General features: G+C 42.9%; 12 protein-coding genes and 4 pseudogenes. 10 read left to right on the top strand and 6 right to left on the bottom strand.

The window, feature by feature from the left end; genetic code table 11:
• The first annotated feature begins 177 nt into the window (after window positions 1–177).
• The 5 genes and pseudogenes from J2Z65_RS22435 (at window position 178) to J2Z65_RS35915 (ending at window position 4,736) form a co-directional block, all read left to right on the top strand.
• Window positions 178–1,710: a spore germination protein gene (locus J2Z65_RS22435; RefSeq protein ID WP_167058632.1), complete on the top strand. Its 1,533-nt coding sequence runs from the start codon at window positions 178–180 to the stop codon at window positions 1,708–1,710.
• Window positions 1,707–2,807 (top strand): GerAB/ArcD/ProY family transporter, encoded by a 1,101-nt coding sequence (locus tag J2Z65_RS22440; RefSeq protein ID WP_167058558.1) that lies wholly within the window; start codon window positions 1,707–1,709, stop codon window positions 2,805–2,807. The genes J2Z65_RS22435 and J2Z65_RS22440 overlap by 4 nt, the downstream gene beginning before the upstream one ends.
• Window positions 2,804–3,919: a Ger(x)C family spore germination protein gene (locus J2Z65_RS22445; RefSeq protein WP_167058561.1), complete on the top strand. Its 1,116-nt coding sequence runs from the start codon at window positions 2,804–2,806 to the stop codon at window positions 3,917–3,919. Before J2Z65_RS22440 ends, J2Z65_RS22445 begins: the two co-directional genes overlap by 4 nt.
• Before the next feature lie 184 nt (window positions 3,920–4,103).
• Window positions 4,104–4,235 (top strand): annotated as a pseudogene (locus J2Z65_RS22450) (IS6 family transposase); the annotation flags it as partial.
• Window positions 4,236–4,418: 183 nt separating this feature from the next.
• The gene (locus tag J2Z65_RS35915) at window positions 4,419–4,736 is read left to right on the top strand and encodes an ABC transporter permease subunit (protein ID WP_342357352.1); all 318 of its coding nucleotides are present in this window, start codon (window positions 4,419–4,421) and stop codon (window positions 4,734–4,736) included.
• Between the two features lie 498 nt (window positions 4,737–5,234).
• Here the strand turns inward: J2Z65_RS35915 and J2Z65_RS22460 are convergent, their stop codons facing one another.
• Together J2Z65_RS22460 and J2Z65_RS22465 are read right to left on the bottom strand one after the other, a co-directional pair.
• Window positions 5,235–6,110: a sugar phosphate isomerase/epimerase family protein gene (locus J2Z65_RS22460; RefSeq protein ID WP_167058564.1), complete on the bottom strand. Its 876-nt coding sequence runs from the start codon at window positions 6,108–6,110 to the stop codon at window positions 5,235–5,237.
• Between the two features lie 18 nt (window positions 6,111–6,128).
• Window positions 6,129–6,872, bottom strand: a complete 744-nt coding sequence (locus J2Z65_RS22465) for a phytanoyl-CoA dioxygenase family protein (RefSeq protein WP_167058567.1) — start codon at window positions 6,870–6,872, stop codon at window positions 6,129–6,131.
• 110 nt (window positions 6,873–6,982) lie between these two features.
• Between J2Z65_RS22465 and J2Z65_RS22470 the strand changes: the two genes are divergently transcribed.
• On the top strand, window positions 6,983–7,846 hold the full coding sequence (locus J2Z65_RS22470) for a helix-turn-helix domain-containing protein (protein WP_167058569.1): 864 nt from the start codon (window positions 6,983–6,985) through the stop codon (window positions 7,844–7,846).
• Window positions 7,847–8,034: 188 nt separating this feature from the next.
• Window positions 8,035–8,275 (top strand): annotated as a pseudogene (locus tag J2Z65_RS35400) (cation:dicarboxylate symporter family transporter); the annotation flags it as partial.
• A 283-nt stretch (window positions 8,276–8,558) separates the two neighbouring features.
• Here J2Z65_RS35400 and J2Z65_RS22475 read toward each other — a convergent pair.
• Window positions 8,559–9,443, bottom strand: coding sequence for an AraC family transcriptional regulator (locus J2Z65_RS22475; protein WP_205300981.1), 885 nt, complete (start codon window positions 9,441–9,443; stop codon window positions 8,559–8,561).
• 153 nt (window positions 9,444–9,596) lie between these two features.
• Between J2Z65_RS22475 and J2Z65_RS22480 the strand changes: the two genes are divergently transcribed.
• Both J2Z65_RS22480 and J2Z65_RS22485 read left to right on the top strand, forming a co-directional pair.
• Window positions 9,597–10,487, top strand: a complete 891-nt coding sequence (locus J2Z65_RS22480) for a sugar phosphate isomerase/epimerase family protein (protein ID WP_167058575.1) — start codon at window positions 9,597–9,599, stop codon at window positions 10,485–10,487.
• An 18-nt stretch (window positions 10,488–10,505) separates the two neighbouring features.
• Window positions 10,506–11,531, top strand: a complete 1,026-nt coding sequence (locus J2Z65_RS22485; protein WP_167058577.1) for a Gfo/Idh/MocA family protein — start codon at window positions 10,506–10,508, stop codon at window positions 11,529–11,531.
• 1,083 nt (window positions 11,532–12,614) lie between these two features.
• Here the strand turns inward: J2Z65_RS22485 and J2Z65_RS22490 are convergent.
• Window positions 12,615–13,071, bottom strand: a pseudogene (locus tag J2Z65_RS22490) (RsiV family protein); the annotation flags it as partial.
• Window positions 13,072–13,114: 43 nt separating this feature from the next.
• A pseudogene (locus J2Z65_RS36150) lies at window positions 13,115–13,357 on the bottom strand (RNA polymerase sigma factor); the annotation flags it as partial.
• A 228-nt stretch (window positions 13,358–13,585) separates the two neighbouring features.
• Here J2Z65_RS36150 and J2Z65_RS22500 point away from each other — a divergent pair.
• The gene (locus J2Z65_RS22500) at window positions 13,586–15,430 is read left to right on the top strand and encodes an acyltransferase family protein (protein WP_240159714.1); all 1,845 of its coding nucleotides are present in this window, start codon (window positions 13,586–13,588) and stop codon (window positions 15,428–15,430) included.
• Window positions 15,431–15,511: 81 nt separating this feature from the next.
• On the opposite strand, the gene J2Z65_RS22505 is transcribed toward J2Z65_RS22500, so the two are convergent.
• Window positions 15,512–16,084, bottom strand: coding sequence for a hydrolase (locus J2Z65_RS22505; RefSeq protein WP_167058581.1), 573 nt, complete (start codon window positions 16,082–16,084; stop codon window positions 15,512–15,514).
• Window positions 16,085–16,193 lie beyond the last annotated feature (109 nt).

The following is a 16,193-nucleotide window of genomic DNA, read 5'->3' on the forward strand; positions in this document are numbered from 1 at the left end:
TCATCATGAAAGTATGGTGGGGGCTGTTTGACGATTACTTTGAAGGACCGTTAAGGCGGCTTCTTGATATCGTCACTCATCAGCACTGTAAGCTGAATGAACCTCTCCTTGTTAGGAAATAAATAACATTAATAAAAAGTTCCTTACATGATTCCCATAGGGGTGTAATAATTGTTCTTGAAATTTTTATTCAAAAGACGGCTATTTTCAAATACTCAAGAAAACGAACTGCACACAGAGCATCACCAAAGCGGCATATTAAGTGCTTCTTTAACGAAAAATATAGCCTGCATTGATGCTATTTTTAGTAACACTCCTGATCTGACTGTGAGGTTTCTTGAAATTAAACAGACGGGCAAGCAAGCTGTCTTAATTTATCTTGAAGGTTTGACAGATAAAAATGTAATAAATAATCACGTCATTCGTCCACTTATTAATGATTCTAATATAGATGGAGATGCACATGTAACTGTAGGTCACGTAATGACGGCAATTGTATGGTCAGATGTTGAAGACGCTATATTACATGGAATGAGTGCTTTATTTGTGGATGGTCGAGCAGAGGCGCAGCTTTTTGATACTCAAGGTTGGCCGCAAAGAGCTATTGAAGATCCGAAGACAGAAGCTTCTTTGAGAGGAGCTCATCAAGGATTTGTAGAAACCAGTAGTCAAAATATTGCCATGATTAGACGCTACATACCCAATCGCGAATTGAAAATTAAGGAATTAATCGTTGGACGAAGAGGGAAAACAAAAATATCTATTCTGTACTTAGAAGATGTCGCTAATGTAGCTGAACTTCATGAATTAGAACATCGGATCAAAAAACTTAATATTGATTCGATTTTATACACAGGAGAATTAAACGAATTAATTGAGGATAACTATTTATCGCCTTTTCCCCAATTTATGTTGACCGAACGACCGGATGTCACAGCTTCACACATTTTACAGGGCAGATTAGCCGTTATCGTCGATCGTTCTTCTAGTGCACTAATTGGCCCAACCACCTTCACATCATATTTTCAAAGTGCGGACGACTATAGTACTCGCTGGCTTGTAGCTTCGTTTATTCGATTACAACGTTTTATAGGATTTTTAATCGCAATATTCCTTCCTTCATTTTATATTGCTGTAATTTCTTTTAACTATGAAGTCATTCCGATCAAGTTGCTTTTATCGATAGGCGAATCACGAGGGCAAGTTCCTTTTCCGCCGTTTATTGAAGCATTGATTATGGAATTTGCCATTGAAATGTTACGCGAGGCAGCTATTCGCTTGCCACAGCCAATTGGACAAACAGTCGGAATTGTCGGAGGTATTGTCATCGGTCAGGCTGCAGTTCAGGCCGGAATAGTAAGTAATATAATGGTGATCGTAGTGGCGTTGACCGCTATAGCCTCTTTCATACTGCCAAACTACGATATGGCTTCGGGCATTAGGCTTATACGCTTTCCGATGATGCTTTTATCTGCCCTTTTTGGATTTTTCGGTATCGTTATGGGAATTGTGTTTTTGCTTGCTCATCTGATTTCCTTAGAATCCCTTGGGACACCTTTTGGCAGCCCCCTTGCACCGCTGCGTATCAAAGATTTAAAAGATACGTTTTTTCGAGTTCCACTCTGGAAATTGACATCGAGGCCCAAAAGTACAAATCCACTTCAACCTACTCGTTTGGAGAACAATCATAGTAAGGACGACAGCCAATGAATAAATCTGCGCCCTACGAAATATCTTTGATGCAGTTTATATTTTTAGTAAGCGGAGTACAGGTCGGAATCGGTATATTTCAGCTTCCGCGGACTTTGGCTGAGAGCGCAGGAACAGACGGATGGATGCCCATATTAATCAGTGGAGTCCTTTCGATAATTTCCGGTTTATTTATTATACAAGTGCTAAAAAAAAATCCGGACAAAGCGCTGCCATCTTTAATGAAACATTACTTTGGGAGGTGGATCGGAAGTGTTTTAACCGCAATATTTTCTGTCTATTATGTGTTTGGATTCGTAGCAGTAATATTAAGAATGATGCTTTTCGTAAAAGTTTGGCTATTGCCGGCAACGCCTGACTATTATCTTATGATCTTAATAGCAATTGCAGGATACGGGATAGCTAGCGGAGGAATACGGAGTTTGAGCCGATACGCGGAGTTAGTCTTTTATATTACGATTTGTTTAAATATGTTTTTTCTCATCCCAGTAAGGGAAGGAAATTTGCTATACATGCTGCCGCTTTTTAAAGATGGGTTTCAGCCTATATTAAGTGGTATTCCGGATTGTATATATTCTTATCTGGGGTTTGAAATCGTGTTTATTCTTTATCCGATGCTAACGAAAAAGCAAAATGCTAATGTTGGTGTCATTGCCGCGAATATGTTGTCAATGGTAATGTACTTAGTTGCAACTTGGGTTTGTTTTCTCTTCTTTAGTCCAGACGAAATTCTCAGATTTAACGAACCGACGATAAGCATTTTGAAAACAATCGAGTTTAAAGTGATCGAAAGGTTTGAAATCATATTTCTAGCGCTATACTTACTCACTGTTTTCAAAACGTGGGTGCCTCTCCTATGGGGTGCAGGTTTCTGCACAAATGAGCTCTGGCGCAAAATTACAGTAAAAATGTTTTTGGTCATTTCCTTGACCCTAATAGTTATATATACATTTCTATTTGCTCACGAATTTAACCAAAACGATGCGCTTCAGAAATATTTGAGTCAAATTGGTTTTTACATTGACTATCTATTTCCAATATTTTTATTCGGTTACTCGCTTTTATTCGATCGGTTTCTAAGGAGGTACATCAATTGAATACGAGACTCACCCGCATCGCTTTCTTCCTGTTACTCGTATTTCTGCCTGGTTGTGATCGGATGGACGTTGAGATGACTTCTTTAGGACTGATGGCTGGCTTGGATCTGAATAAGGCTGACGAGATGGTCGTGTATATTATGAAGCCTGTGTTCAGTAAAGAAGTAAAGGAGAAATATCAAGTCTATGAAGTGAAAGCGAGATCTTTACGTGAATCAAGAAAGAATCTCGATATTGCATCAGGCTACGTTGTTGGAGGGAAGATCCAGATTTATTTTATTGGAAAAAGGCTGCTTGAACATGGAGGCTGGTTTCCCACACTCGATGTGCATTTTCGGGATGCCAAAAATACAGTTAATGCGAGAGTCGTTGAAGTTGATGGTGAGGTAGCAGATATTTTTAATACAAAGCTGCCTTATTCGGCTCGTCTTTCCGACCATTTGGTGACTTTAATTGATTCCTCTGCACGTAGGAATGAAGTTACAAAGACTACATTAATGCAGCTGGATAAGCAGATATTCGATAGAGGGATCACTCCCTATATTACGTCAATGAAAAAAGAGGGGGAAAATATTATTTTGCAAGGTACGACTTTACTTGACAAAAAAGGAAAATATGTTTTGACCCTGGAAAATTTTGAACCAGAATTATTCAACCTCATGCAAAAACGTATGCGAGGAAAGACCTCATTAACGGTGTCAATACCGAAAGAAAAAAACAATGATGACATTATCGATACAAGTTTAGTGAGTTTCGACGTATTAAAGGTAGCTCGGGACGTAGAGACTAGCTTTAAAGAAAATAAATATCTATTCAATATTAAGTTGACTTTCTCTGTTGCCTTAACGGAGCGATTCTTTCCATTTGATGTGAGGAACAACAAAGATAAATTGGAAAAAGTCATTCAAGAACAGCTCCAGAAACAATTTGCAAGTTTGTTTAAGAAATGTCAGGAGCGAAAAGTTGATCCGTTCGGATTCGGATTGTACGCCAGAGCGTATCAGTATCAACAATGGAAACAAGTAGAAGATCATTGGGGAGAAGCTTTTTCAAAGGCAGATGTGCGTATTACAGTGGAAACAAAAATTAAATACATGGGACCCGTTAAATAATTTTTGTGATTAAATAATCGTACGCTAAGAATCACTGAATGGGCGTAAAACTTGTTACGTATGAAGCACGAAGAAGCTACGATTTTGCACAACACATTGATGGTTTCGTATTACGGGGTAAAGGTGCAAACCTCTAATTCATGATAACGTAATTGAATGAAGTCATGGGGTGGAGCGAGTTACTATGGAAACCAAATTGAATTTATTTAAATGGAAGCAGTATGAATCAGCAATCATTTTACTAACCGTGAGATGGTATTTAAAATATAGTTTAAGCTATCGAGATATCGTGGAAATAATGAGCGAGCGGGGATTAGAGTTCTTGATACTGCAGTAAATATATATCTGTTTCCAATCTATATTAATTTACATAATTTACAATTTGTTGGGTTTACTTGATTTATTCGCAGGTTTTACATGTGAAAAATACGATTTGGGCGCTGCTAATTCCTGGACTGCTCATGAACGGATTTAACGCCTGCTAGTCTGTACCTTCTTCATGACGTCGATTCCACCAGCGCTTATCGAAGCGGCCAAAATCGACGGGGCGGGTGAGATTAAAACGTTCTACAAAATCGTTCTCCCGCTGTCGGTTCCGATCATGGCGACCATCGGTCTTTTCGAGGCCATCTTGTATTGGAATGAACTAGTAGGTAAGATGCAGTTAGAGGACACTCTACTAATTCTATATAAAAGTATGAAACAGTGTTTAACTTTGGATAAGTTAAACACTGTTTTTTTTGCATTTGTTGGATGTACAAGTTCAAGTCAAAACCCAAGAATAAACTCAATAGGTTGCTATACATTTTTTGCATAAAACATGCATAATTCTATATGTGGATATTCTCATCAATTATGAAAGATGTTCTTATTCTTAACGGCTAGAGCCAGTTCCATTCTCACTAATTATGAAAATGTTGCTTGATAAATCAAGCTTTAAAAGGTCGATTTTCTCATTAAATATGACACCACACACTTTCTTTTTTTTTCTATGTCCGCGTCAAGTTTGATGCATGCAGCTTTAGTGATCGATGACTCACAAAATCTATTAATATCAATATAAATATAGATTCCAAAAAAGGAACACGAACCCAATGGGCTATCGTGTTCCTTTTTTATTTTAGGAAAAGAATACACACAGAGGAGCCTTAATCCAAAACAGGATTAATTTCGGATATGCATCACGATGAATAAACATACAAAGTTTCATTTGCGGATTAACAATAGCGGCGGTTTCGCGGATTTTGATTGGTTTAGAATGGAATAGGGAGGAACAAACAAAAAACGGCCATAGGCAGTGCCTGTGGCCATTTTTCTACTTATTCGTAGCGGAGACTTCATGAGTTACTTCGGTCCATATTCTTTCGGCAATTTCTTTGAATAATAGTGCTTGCTTCCAACGATCGGAGGTCTCCATTTCTCGCCCAAAAGCATCTCGATATGTCATTGCATAGTTGCCTGGAGGCCCTAGCTCCGTTACGAATGGTAAGGCAGTTCCAGAGCTGGCGCTGGCAAGCCAGTTCAGCATAGCCTTTCGCCACCATCTCTTGAAATGGACGAGCATCGGGTGATCGCCTTCAGCGCCTACATCAACTTGTATTTTCTCTCCATCCGAAACTCTAGCATGAATACATGCAGTTTGCTTGAGCAGGCGATCGAACAGGGTCTCGGCGTTATTGGAGGTACCGTTCATTTCTCCTGCAACGACATAATGGGAAAGATCAATGGTTAGTGGCAAACGAGGGAGCGAATTGCAATAACTAACCGTTCGAATCAAATCCTGTGTTACGGTTCCGCGATGTGTTTCAATATAAACAGGAATGTTGGTCTGTTCAGAAGCAGCCAAAATCCCATCCAACAATTGAACGGCTTCCTGATCAACGACAAATGAGTCCATTACTTGTGCGTTGATATAAGAAACGCGGCCAAAAACTGCTGCAGCTTCGAGTGAATCTACGATATCCTTCACCGTACGCGGAAAAGCTAATGCACTAAACCCTAGCTTGTATTTATCCAGAAGCCGATGCCAGTTGTCCATTTCTTCTTTGGCAGGAATCCAACTGATAATACTTGTATATCCAGCTTCAGCGATTTTTTCGAATCGTTCTTCTGTTGACCATTGTTTTCCATTTGTGCCTAGTCCGCCCATAGCCCACCAGGACTGCTGCATATCTAAACGAAAATTATTCATCTTGATCTTCTCCTTTTGTTAGTACAAAGGGTATTTTACACGCAGATCCTCACGAAATAGGATATTGGAATCCTCTCGAATATAGTGACATACATAAGAGCGGCGCCATCGGTCCTTACTGCGGTTCTTGGTGGAAGAGTGAATCAGCAGCTCGCTGAAGAATAAAATGTCGCCCTTTTCCATGATGACCGGAATCTGATTGCTCGTATCGATTCCCTCGGTTTCCTCGGTCCAATGTTCGTGTTCTTCGAGATTTTTAACGGCGCCATGCGGCAACAGGCCGAGTTTATGCGTACCTGGCATCACCCATAAGCAGCCGTTCTCTATGTCCACCTGCTCTTCCATTGCCGTCCATGCTGCAATCATGGTCATGGGGTCATTTTTAATATAATAGTAGTCCTGATGAGACGCTTGTCCAGGCGATCCTGGCTCTTTATAAAAGTACATGCTTTGAACACATACCGCTTCCTTCCCCATCAGCTGGGCTAATACGCCGCGGACAATCGTGTGTTTCATTAATTGACGAGAAAAGCTGTCGTGCTTATGCGGATTGAACAGGCGAACCGAGAACTTTTTGCTTTCTTCACAGGCGGCCCATCGGGGAACGGACTCCTGGTGGCGGATATCATAGATGTGTCCGTTAAAGGCATCTACTAAATCTTCACTCATTCCTTTTTTGAGCAGGAAGTATCCATTTTCTTTGAAAAAGTCGATTTGATCTTGCGTAAGCGGTGTTAATGGTGATGGGATAGTCTTATTCATCAGGCAGTGTCTCCTTATAATCTTAATGTTGTTCTTTCTCTATTAGCATACGTTGAACAGGAATTGTCGACAATGGCTGTGGTTTGCAAATATGTGTCTGAAATTGATAAATGCTTTATTTGTATGTAAACTATTTGGTAAAGGGGGAGAGTGTAATAGAAGCGGAAAGCAAGAACATTTTATTAGATACGATAAAGTCTGCAACAGCAGGATCCATTGTATATCCGCCCGGAGGTCGATTTGGTCCTCGCATCCAGCAGGATATTCAACTTGTTATGCTATATTCTGGAGAAATGGATGTAACCATCGGTGATCGAAAGATACATGTAGAGCCTGGGAATGTCATTATGTTAATGCCTGGGCAGGAGGAGTATTTTACGTTTTCTAAAAAAGAGGATACTTGGCATCGATGGATCAGCGTTCATGTGCCCGATTTGAAGAGAGAAATCATTGAGCAGCTTTCCTCACTTCCTGAGTGTCTCCCCTTATCTGAGAATATGAACCGGCTATTGGATCTGATGCTACGGATTCAGCAGCATACAAGTGCTACTGCTCCATTGCTGATCAGTTTGGGTCTTGCTGCTCTGCAGCTGTATCCAACAGAATCCAAACAGTTGATGCAAAAGGAAGAAAAGCATCCAGCAGTTTATGCAGCAATCGCCTGGATATCTGGGAATTTCGCAAATGAGTTTACACTGAAGGATTTGGCAGAGGCAGTAGGCGTATCTACAGAGCACTTAGTTCGCTTGTTTAGACAACACGAGCATACGACACCTATTCAGTACGTATGGCGTTATCGAGTGAGACAAGCCGTAGGGTTTCTGACCAATACGGGGCTCAGCATCACCGAGGTAGCTCAAAGTTGCGGATTCAAAACATCGCATCACTTTGCACGATTAGTAAAACAGACGACTGGGCACACAGCATCGGAGCTTAGGCAACTTTCGTGGGGTGGGCTTCGAGATAAGTTATAAGAGTATGATTGATTGAACAGACCCAAAAGTTGTGTTAAATAGGCTGGGATTATGGGCCTATCCGCTTGAAAACTGTCCTTTACTGGTGCTTTTGCGGTAGTCTGCACATATCAACCTTGGGATTAAATCATGGTGGTAATTACTGGATTTACATTGGTTAGTCGAGATTGGTTGAATGTAGGATTACCGATTTGCAGATATTGACACAGATCACCATCGTGTTGGTACTGATGTTGACATCCAAAGGGATGGTTGGGGTGTCAGGTGCTTCTTTGGTTGTTCTTCTCGCGACTCTGGGTCCGTAGGCCATCCTCTTGAGGGGGTGACGTTAATTGCTGAAATTGACCGTATTCTAGATATGGGGAGAACCGTTGTTAACGTAATGGCTTAGCTGCAATCGTAATATCCAAATGGGAAGGCAAATTTTGATAGTGAAAAAGCAGACTTGACCCTGAAGGATATTCAGAAATTTCGATGCCATGGACGGACATGTGAGGCATGCGGTGGGCAGATGTATCCTGAGTATTATGAAGAGGTACATGGATACACTTACCGCATAGAGGATCGGTTGGAACGGAAGAGTATTAAAGAATACACAGAGTAAAACAAAGAAAGGTAAGGGCATGCGGTGGGATCGCTAGCCTTTTTTCTTACAAGCCGGCACACAGACGGATGAGGAAAGGTGATTACCTATGTAAGACTTTTTGTCGTTCTACTCCTTTTTACACTGGGAAGGGCTGTAATATTTAAACAGCTTAAACGTACGCGTGAAGTAGTTGATGCTGTTAAAGCCGACGAGCTCGGCGGCTTCTGTAACGGAGACGCCTTCCGTGCGCAGCAGCTTTTCAGCCTCGTTGACACGGTACAAATTGACGTATTCAACGAAGGTGCGTCCGGTTAATTTTTTGAAGGTTTTACAAAAATGGTGGAGACTCATGTTGGTTAGTTGCGCGGCTTCCTCCAGCGAAATAGGGCGCCTATACTCCTCCCGAACGAAGGCGAACAGTTTCTCAAAATGCCTCGCATGCAGCATGGACAGATTCGCACGCACTTCGATGCGCGGAGCGCCGATGTGGTCCAGGCGCAGGGCTGCTGCGATCAGAAGCTGCAGGTTTGAGCGGATGGTGAGCTCGTAGCCCGGGAGTTTTTGCTCAAACTCATCGATCAGCCGATGAATAATTGAAGCAAAGGCCGAGTAGGCCCCGTCCTCTGGACGCAAATGCAAAGGAAAGCGCTTACGGCCTTCCATAAAAGGCATGACCATTGGCCCGTACAGCGGATCACCGGAGTCGGAGCCGAGCAATGATTTATTAAAGACGATGGCATAGTAATCCACGTCCATATTGCTGACAGCATAGCCCGAATGCAGCTCACCGGAATGGACAAACAAGATGTCGCCGAGTGAAGTGCTATTAGAGATGCCCCCGATATCGAAAACGGCGTCGCCTTTGACGACATAGATGATTTCTATATGCTCGTGCCAGTGAGGATACAGGACGCGTTCGCCAGAGCTTAAGTTGTGAAAAACGTTGATCGGGAAATGCTTCCCCGGCATTCGGGTATTTTCTTTTAACTCTTTTAAGGCCGTCACGAGCATCCCTCCACTTCATCGCAAAATCGTGCAAATTTATCACATGATTCTGCGTAGCGAAATTGCTAATTTTTCTATTATCCTAAGTATATAACAGACGCATCCGAGTGGGCTATCCCCCTATTAAAGGTGCAAATCCGTTCAAGGAGAGCAGATACAATGGAGAATATTCGCATTGGAACACTTGTGCAAGGGAAAACGGCGGTCCAAGTCATCCCGCAAATCGTCAAGCACGGCTTTGAGAGCTTTCAATTGTCATTTTGGCAGACGACAGGTTCGGTGGATCTGAAAGAGCATGCAGCACAAATTCGTGACATGATGGGTCAATACGGTACCGTGATTTCGAGTGTATCAATTTTCGGCAATCCGCTAACCGGACATGACGAAAACAAGGACACATTGGTGAGCTGGGAACGCTTGATTGACCATGCAAGGGATTTTGGCGCGGAGATGGTCACCGGTTTTACGGGACGATTGACAGATCAATCGATTCCAGATTCGATTCCGCGGTTCAAAGAGGTGTTCGGCGAATTGGCGCGTCGTGCGGAAGCGAATGGCGTGAAGCTGGCCTTTGAGAACTGCACGATGGGCGGGAATTGGCACAAAGGGGATTGGAATATCGCACATAATCCAGCCGCCTGGGAGCTGATGTTTGATGCGCTGCCATTTGACCATATTGGCTTGGAATGGGAGCCGACGCACCAAATGACACAGCTGATTGATCCGATTCCACAGCTTCGCAAGTGGGCGAATAAAATATTACACATCCATGGCAAAGATGCGACCATCGCTTGGGATGTGATCAAGGAGCATGGCATTGGCGGCCCACAACCGTATATTTGGCATCGGACGCCAGGTTTTGGGGATTCGAACTGGACGGACATCATTACGATTTTGCGTCAGAACGGTTACAAAAGCACGATTGATATTGAAGGCTGGCATGATCCTGTCTATTGCAATGAATGGGAAATGACCGGTCAGGTGCATGCGCTGAATTATTTGAAAACATGCCGCGGGGGAACGTTTGTTCCAAATCCCGTCATTGAATAGGAGGCAGGAGGAATAAGGATGACGACTTACAAAATTGTCCAAGCAGGCTGTGGTGCTATGGCCAGTGCATGGATTAAATATGCCTTAGAGCGTGAAGACTCGGAAATTGTAGCCTTTGTTGATTTGTACGAAGCAGCGGCAGTCAAAATGAATGAAAAGCACGGGCTGTCTGTCCCGTGGTTCGCGAGTGTGGAAGAAGCGATTAGGCAAACTGGCGCGAATCTGGTCTTTGACGTTACGATTCCGTCTGCGCATAAGACAGTTGCAACAGCTGCGTTAGAGGGCGGCTGCCACCTGATGAGCGAGAAGCCAATGGCAGCATCGATGGAAGAGGCGGAACAGCTCGCCGAGCTTGCGGCGACGAAGCCTGAGCTACATTACAGTATCATGCAGAACCGCCGTTTTTTGAAAGACATCCGCGCGCTTCGCGAGTTGATCGGCAGCGGCGCGATTGGCAAACCGAGCTTTGTGACGGCAGACTTTTTTATCGGCGCGCACTTCGGCGGTTTCCGCGATGCGATGGAGAGCCCGCTGATTATGGATATGGCGATTCACACGTTCGACCAGGCTCGTTTAATTATTGGGGCGAATCCCGTGTCCGTCTATTGCCATGAGTTCAATCCAGAAGGCTCATGGTATGCTGGCAATGCCGCTGCTGTGTGCATTTTCGAATTCGATAACGGCGCGGTCTTTACGTATAACGGATCCTGGTGCTCCGAAGGGCTGCGTACAACATGGGAAGCGGAATGGCGCATCGCTGGAAGTCAGGGCACAGCCAGTTGGAAAGATGCTCCCCCATTTGCAGAAGTAGTGTCACCAGCGCAGGAAGCGAAGTTCCAGTACGAATATGACCGGATCGAAGCGCCTTACAATTGGCACGGCCGAGAAGGACATAACGGCTGCTTGGACGAAATGTTCCAAGCCATTCAGGAGGGGCGTCCGGCTGAAACGAGCTATGCCGATAATATTTATAGCACCGCAATGGTGTTCGGCGCGATTCGAAGCGCGAAAGAGCAGCGGAAAGTGATGCTACGGCGTCCTTGATCACATGAGAAACATGACAAATATCGTTCGAGATTGCATGACAACATATGAATCGGCTGAAACATTAAAAGGATTGTGGCGCACAAAGGTAGCTGTTGAACAGATTGAGAAATTCTAGGGGTATTCCATAACTTCCACCGATCTTGTAAATTCGTTCGAGTAAGTAGAGTTCCAAGGTTAACGGGACACGTTAGTTCAAACAAACCAAGGAGCAGGTTGCCGCGGCAGCCGCTCCTTTTGTCATTAAGCTAAAGAGAGATAAATGCAATAGCACATCCTGTCGCCGTATCGGCATTATATTCGAATATAGGGTACAACGGCCAGTAATGGCTGCCGCGCATAACTTTTATTTAGCGTAGGGGCTGGCAGGTTCATCCATTCTGATTAGGCGTTCTTTTTTAGGAGAAACCGCAATGCCGCAGTTGATCCTAAAATGTGGACGATATTCGGGTCTGCTTTCGTATTCGATTCATTCGGCGCAGTGTTTTAATATAGAGTTGGAGTCGGAGGAGAACAATGGAAGGAATCAATATCTCTTAATGCAATCGAATAATGATTCCATCTTCCGCCAAAAAACCTATAGCCATAAACTCTTTGATGCCCGACAGTCGTCAAGAAAAACCAGAAATTGTCTCCGTTTCTAAGCCACATATACGTGAAACGAAATATACATTGTTGAAGCCCCCAGGGACTCTGGGCATAGGGAGACGTTTGTTGCATATATCCCATAATTCGAGGTTCACTCCTTATTGAAATTAGACTTTTAACCAGTTTATGCCGAGGGTCAAAACTTGGGTTGGATGTATGCCTAGGAACAGGGAATGTCAATAAAGAAAGATATATTTTGCAAGGAACCTATCGATTCCGTGTTCCCCAGGCTATTTCCGAAAACAGCTTAAAATTAAAAGAAAAAGACCAAATTGCTGGTCTTCTTCAGTATGTCGACAAAGTCCTTGTTTTCTGGGGCTTTGTTTTTTCAATTGTTTACCGCACATCGTTTCAAAAAAAGAAAAATAACCATAAATCTAAAGGCTCTCAGCCGTCTAGGTTAGGGTTATTTGATAGTATTGATCGCCGTCAGTTTTACTTAATATATTCATTGCTGACCAAATCTCGGATAACAATGGAGTTGGAATAGTAAACTCAATTATACTCATATAACCAGGAGCTACCTCATACTTGTTAAAAGAGATGACGAGCTTTCTTTCGCTATTGATATAGAAGCTTTGATCCTTCGAAATAATTTCAAAATATGTATTAACACTATTGGGAACGCCGGCGACCCAATAGTGTTTATCTGGATCTTCTTTCATCTATTGTTTCATCTGTTCCTTAATATATTCACTTATAATAGTTATATAACGGTCATCTTTAAATAAGCTTGGCAAAGTGATTAAGATTTGATTTTTTTTGTCGATCGTATCGTATTTAAGTGTTGCGAAGAACTTCCAACCGTATTTACTACATATCCTCCGACGGAAAGTAAGCGATCGTTATCTGTTTTTACTTCATATCCGCTATTTACTCCGAGATGCTCTCCTTCTTTTAACCCGTTCAAGTATTGATTCCTGTTACAAATAATGTCACAGCTGCACACGTCGCAGCAAGCCACTTGTAGTGATAATATTTTTCTTTTTTTGCTTCAGCGCTTTGGTAACTATAAAATCTAATTCAATTTGGAATTGGTACTTCCATTCTGCAATTTCTTCTATTTTTAAATCCTCAAAATATCTAAGGACAATAACGCTCCGATACATAACAGGTAAAACCTGAATCTTTTTTTGTTTTCTTAAAAAATTCAATGAAGTATTCACTGCAATTCGATATAGCCCCGCTTGTCTGCTCCAGTAAGACGGGGAAGTTACACAAAAAGTTTGTGGTGAAATTTAGTAAGAAATACATACAAACTTTTTTAACTATCTCGCCGTCTTGCTGATATAAAAATCATTAAGGCAAGGGACGGAGAACAAATGGGAGACATATTAAGAAGAAATCATGATTTCAACACAAAAAGACAGTATTGGGTTGAGCGCATATCCGTCAATAAACGCTACATGCCGGGATTAGATGGACTAAGGGCTCTTTCCGTATTAGCCGTCCTCGCTTACCATTTTAACTTGAATATGGTCCCCGGAGGGCTCTTGGGCGTCGGAATCTTTTTCGTTCTGTCCGGCTACTTGATTACGGATCAGCTCATAGCTCACTGGAAACAGTACAAGAGGCTTGACCTAAAAGATTTCTGGATAAGACGCGCGCGCCGCTTGCTGCCAGCCATGTTCACAATGCTAGCGTTTGTTGCCCTTTGGTTAAGCCTGTTCGACCAAGCCCGTTTAATCGCATTAAAAGGGGACTTTCTTTCAGCAGCTCTTTATTTCAACAACTGGTGGCTTATTTTCCATAAGGTATCGTATTTCGAAAGCTTTGGCCCTCCGTCTCCGATTGGGCATCTTTGGTCTTTGGCAGTTGAGGAGCAGTTCTACCTTATATGGCCTTTAGTGTTGACTATTCTTTTGCGTATTGTACCTCAAAGAGGCAAAATTTTTTTAATCGCACTTATAGGTGCAACTGCTTCGGCATTAATCATGGCGATCCTTTACGCACCGGGGATGGATCCAAGCCGGGTATATTACGGCACGGATACCCGAATCTTTGCTTTGTTAATTGGAGCAGCGCTCTCGGTCATCTGGCCAAGCCAAAGCATTACAGCAAACATCTCTCGCAGATCTCGTAATATTTTGGATTTGACTGGAGGGATCGGACTAGTCATCATCATCCTTATGATGGGGTGGACAAATGAATATGGAGACTATCTCTACTATGGCGGGCTGGTGCTTTTGTCGATTATATCTGCAATTGTCATCGCAGTACTTGCACACCCGTTAAGTCGTCTCGCACGACTCATGGGATGCAGTCCTTTGCGCTGGATCGGCGTGCGCTCCTATAGCCTTTATATTTGGCATTACCCTATCATCATTCTATCCAGCCCTACGGTGGATAACAGTTCCTCGATCCTTCGCATGATTGTTCAATTTGGAGTGAGTCTTCTTCTTGCTGCACTATCATGGAAATATATCGAAGAGCCTATACGCAATGGTTTATTAGGAAAACTATGGAGAAAACTAAGCATGAATCCGAAGCTAACTTATCAACGTCTTTTATCTATTATCGCGGTAAGCCCGCTCATCTTTTTGACTTTATCCTGTAACAACTATGCGGATTCGTCAGTTTCAGCGAAACCAACTTCAGAAACTACTGTTCAAAATACGAAGGACCAATCCAGTGCTTCATCACAATCTAAGAATGAGGAAACAATAGTTCCAACAACTCCACCGGCAGCGGTGCCAATAACACCTAATTCAGCCAATCAGACAAATCATGATCAAACAGCCAAGGAAGAATCCGGTAAAGGATTTACAGCTATCGGCGATTCTGTAATCCTTGATGCCGCACCTTTTCTGGAAAAAAATCTGCCAGGTATCGTGATCGATGGTAAGGTTGGCCGGCAAATGGTGCAAGCGCAAGAGGTAGTTAATCAACTCAAGGCAAATGGGAAACTTGGCAATTGTGTCATTATTGAACTAGGTACGAACGGGGCGTTTAACTCCGAAGAATTACGAACATTACTTTCCTCGCTAAGCGAAGTTCAACAAATCTTTTTGGTAAATACTCGCGTTCCGAGAAAGTGGCAGGATACTGTTAACTCAGCTCTTAAGGAAGTGGCGGCGGAATATCGAAATGCTACACTTATAGATTGGTATTCAGCAAGTCAAGGAAAAGAAAACTTCTTCACCAAAGACGGCGTTCACCTTCAACAGGAAGGGGCAAAGTTCTATGCCGATCTTGTGACGAAAGCCATGTTTAATGAAACAAGAACTATAATAAAATTCGCCCCCCTTTAAAATATATAAACTTAAGACCCACAGCCCGTTGCTGTGGGTCACTTTTTTAGTTATTGAAGTAACGGGCAGCATTTATTAGGTTCATGCTTCAGTAAGGGCAGAGAGGATTTCCTGTGTTGTCCGGGTACGCCCGATGCGTGGAAAAATGAAATTTTTCACGTAATCATGCCCGGTTTGGGAAAATCCAGTCATCGCATCGATCGCCAAAATCAGCTGATACCCGTGCATAAACGCTTCCCGCGCAGTCGTATCCACGCCTAACTCAGTAGCGATGCCGCATAAGACGATGGTGTCAATTCCCCGGCGGCGCAACTGAAGGTCGAGCTCCGTTCCGTAAAAAGCCCCCCATTGCTTCTTCGTGATGATATGATCTGTCTCGGCGACCCGCATTTCCGGGACGATTTGATCCCATCCTTCAGGCAGATTCAGGGGTGGTGCAGGCGAATCCAACTTCGGTCGCGGGATATCCTTCAGATCTTTACTAGATACCCGGACCAGTGCAACCATCGAGCCTTGCTCACGGAAAGTATCTGCCAAGGCGGCGGCGTTAGATACCACCTGCTCGGCGGAATAAGGGGCGTATTGATTCCCTATCCACTTTTGCAAATCAATGACAACCAACGCTGTTTTTTGTGGATCCCATAATTTTTCCATTCCGTATGTTCTCCTCGTCCTTTTAATTTGACCTGACGTTCAATTTTATAAACACAAGGTCATTTGACTTCATGTTTCATATTTTGTACTATCATTCATAAATAGTCAA

The sequence above is a fragment of the Paenibacillus aceris genome (genome assembly GCF_017874035.1).
Lineage (GTDB): Bacteria > Bacillota > Bacilli > Paenibacillales > NBRC-103111 > Paenibacillus_E > Paenibacillus_E aceris.

What these genes read in the sequence shown, in the direction of transcription:
- J2Z65_RS22465 (WP_167058567.1), bottom strand. Translation starts at nt 6,872, where the DNA reads ATGAATAAGACTATCCCATCACCATTAACACCGCTTACGCAAGATCAA.
- J2Z65_RS22470 (WP_167058569.1), top strand. Translation starts at nt 6,983, where the DNA reads ATGCTTTATTTGTATGTAAACTATTTGGTAAAGGGGGAGAGTGTAATA.
- J2Z65_RS22485 (WP_167058577.1), top strand. Translation starts at nt 10,506, where the DNA reads ATGACGACTTACAAAATTGTCCAAGCAGGCTGTGGTGCTATGGCCAGT.
- J2Z65_RS22505 (WP_167058581.1), bottom strand. Translation starts at nt 16,084, where the DNA reads ATGGAAAAATTATGGGATCCACAAAAAACAGCGTTGGTTGTCATTGAT.
- J2Z65_RS22480 (WP_167058575.1), top strand. Translation starts at nt 9,597, where the DNA reads ATGGAGAATATTCGCATTGGAACACTTGTGCAAGGGAAAACGGCGGTC.
- J2Z65_RS22500 (WP_240159714.1), top strand. Translation starts at nt 13,586, where the DNA reads ATGCCGGGATTAGATGGACTAAGGGCTCTTTCCGTATTAGCCGTCCTC.
- J2Z65_RS22460 (WP_167058564.1), bottom strand. Translation starts at nt 6,110, where the DNA reads ATGAATAATTTTCGTTTAGATATGCAGCAGTCCTGGTGGGCTATGGGC.
- J2Z65_RS22475 (WP_205300981.1), bottom strand. Translation starts at nt 9,443, where the DNA reads ATGCTCGTGACGGCCTTAAAAGAGTTAAAAGAAAATACCCGAATGCCG.
- J2Z65_RS35915 (WP_342357352.1), top strand. Translation starts at nt 4,419, where the DNA reads ATGACGTCGATTCCACCAGCGCTTATCGAAGCGGCCAAAATCGACGGG.
- J2Z65_RS22440 (WP_167058558.1), top strand. Translation starts at nt 1,707, where the DNA reads ATGAATAAATCTGCGCCCTACGAAATATCTTTGATGCAGTTTATATTT.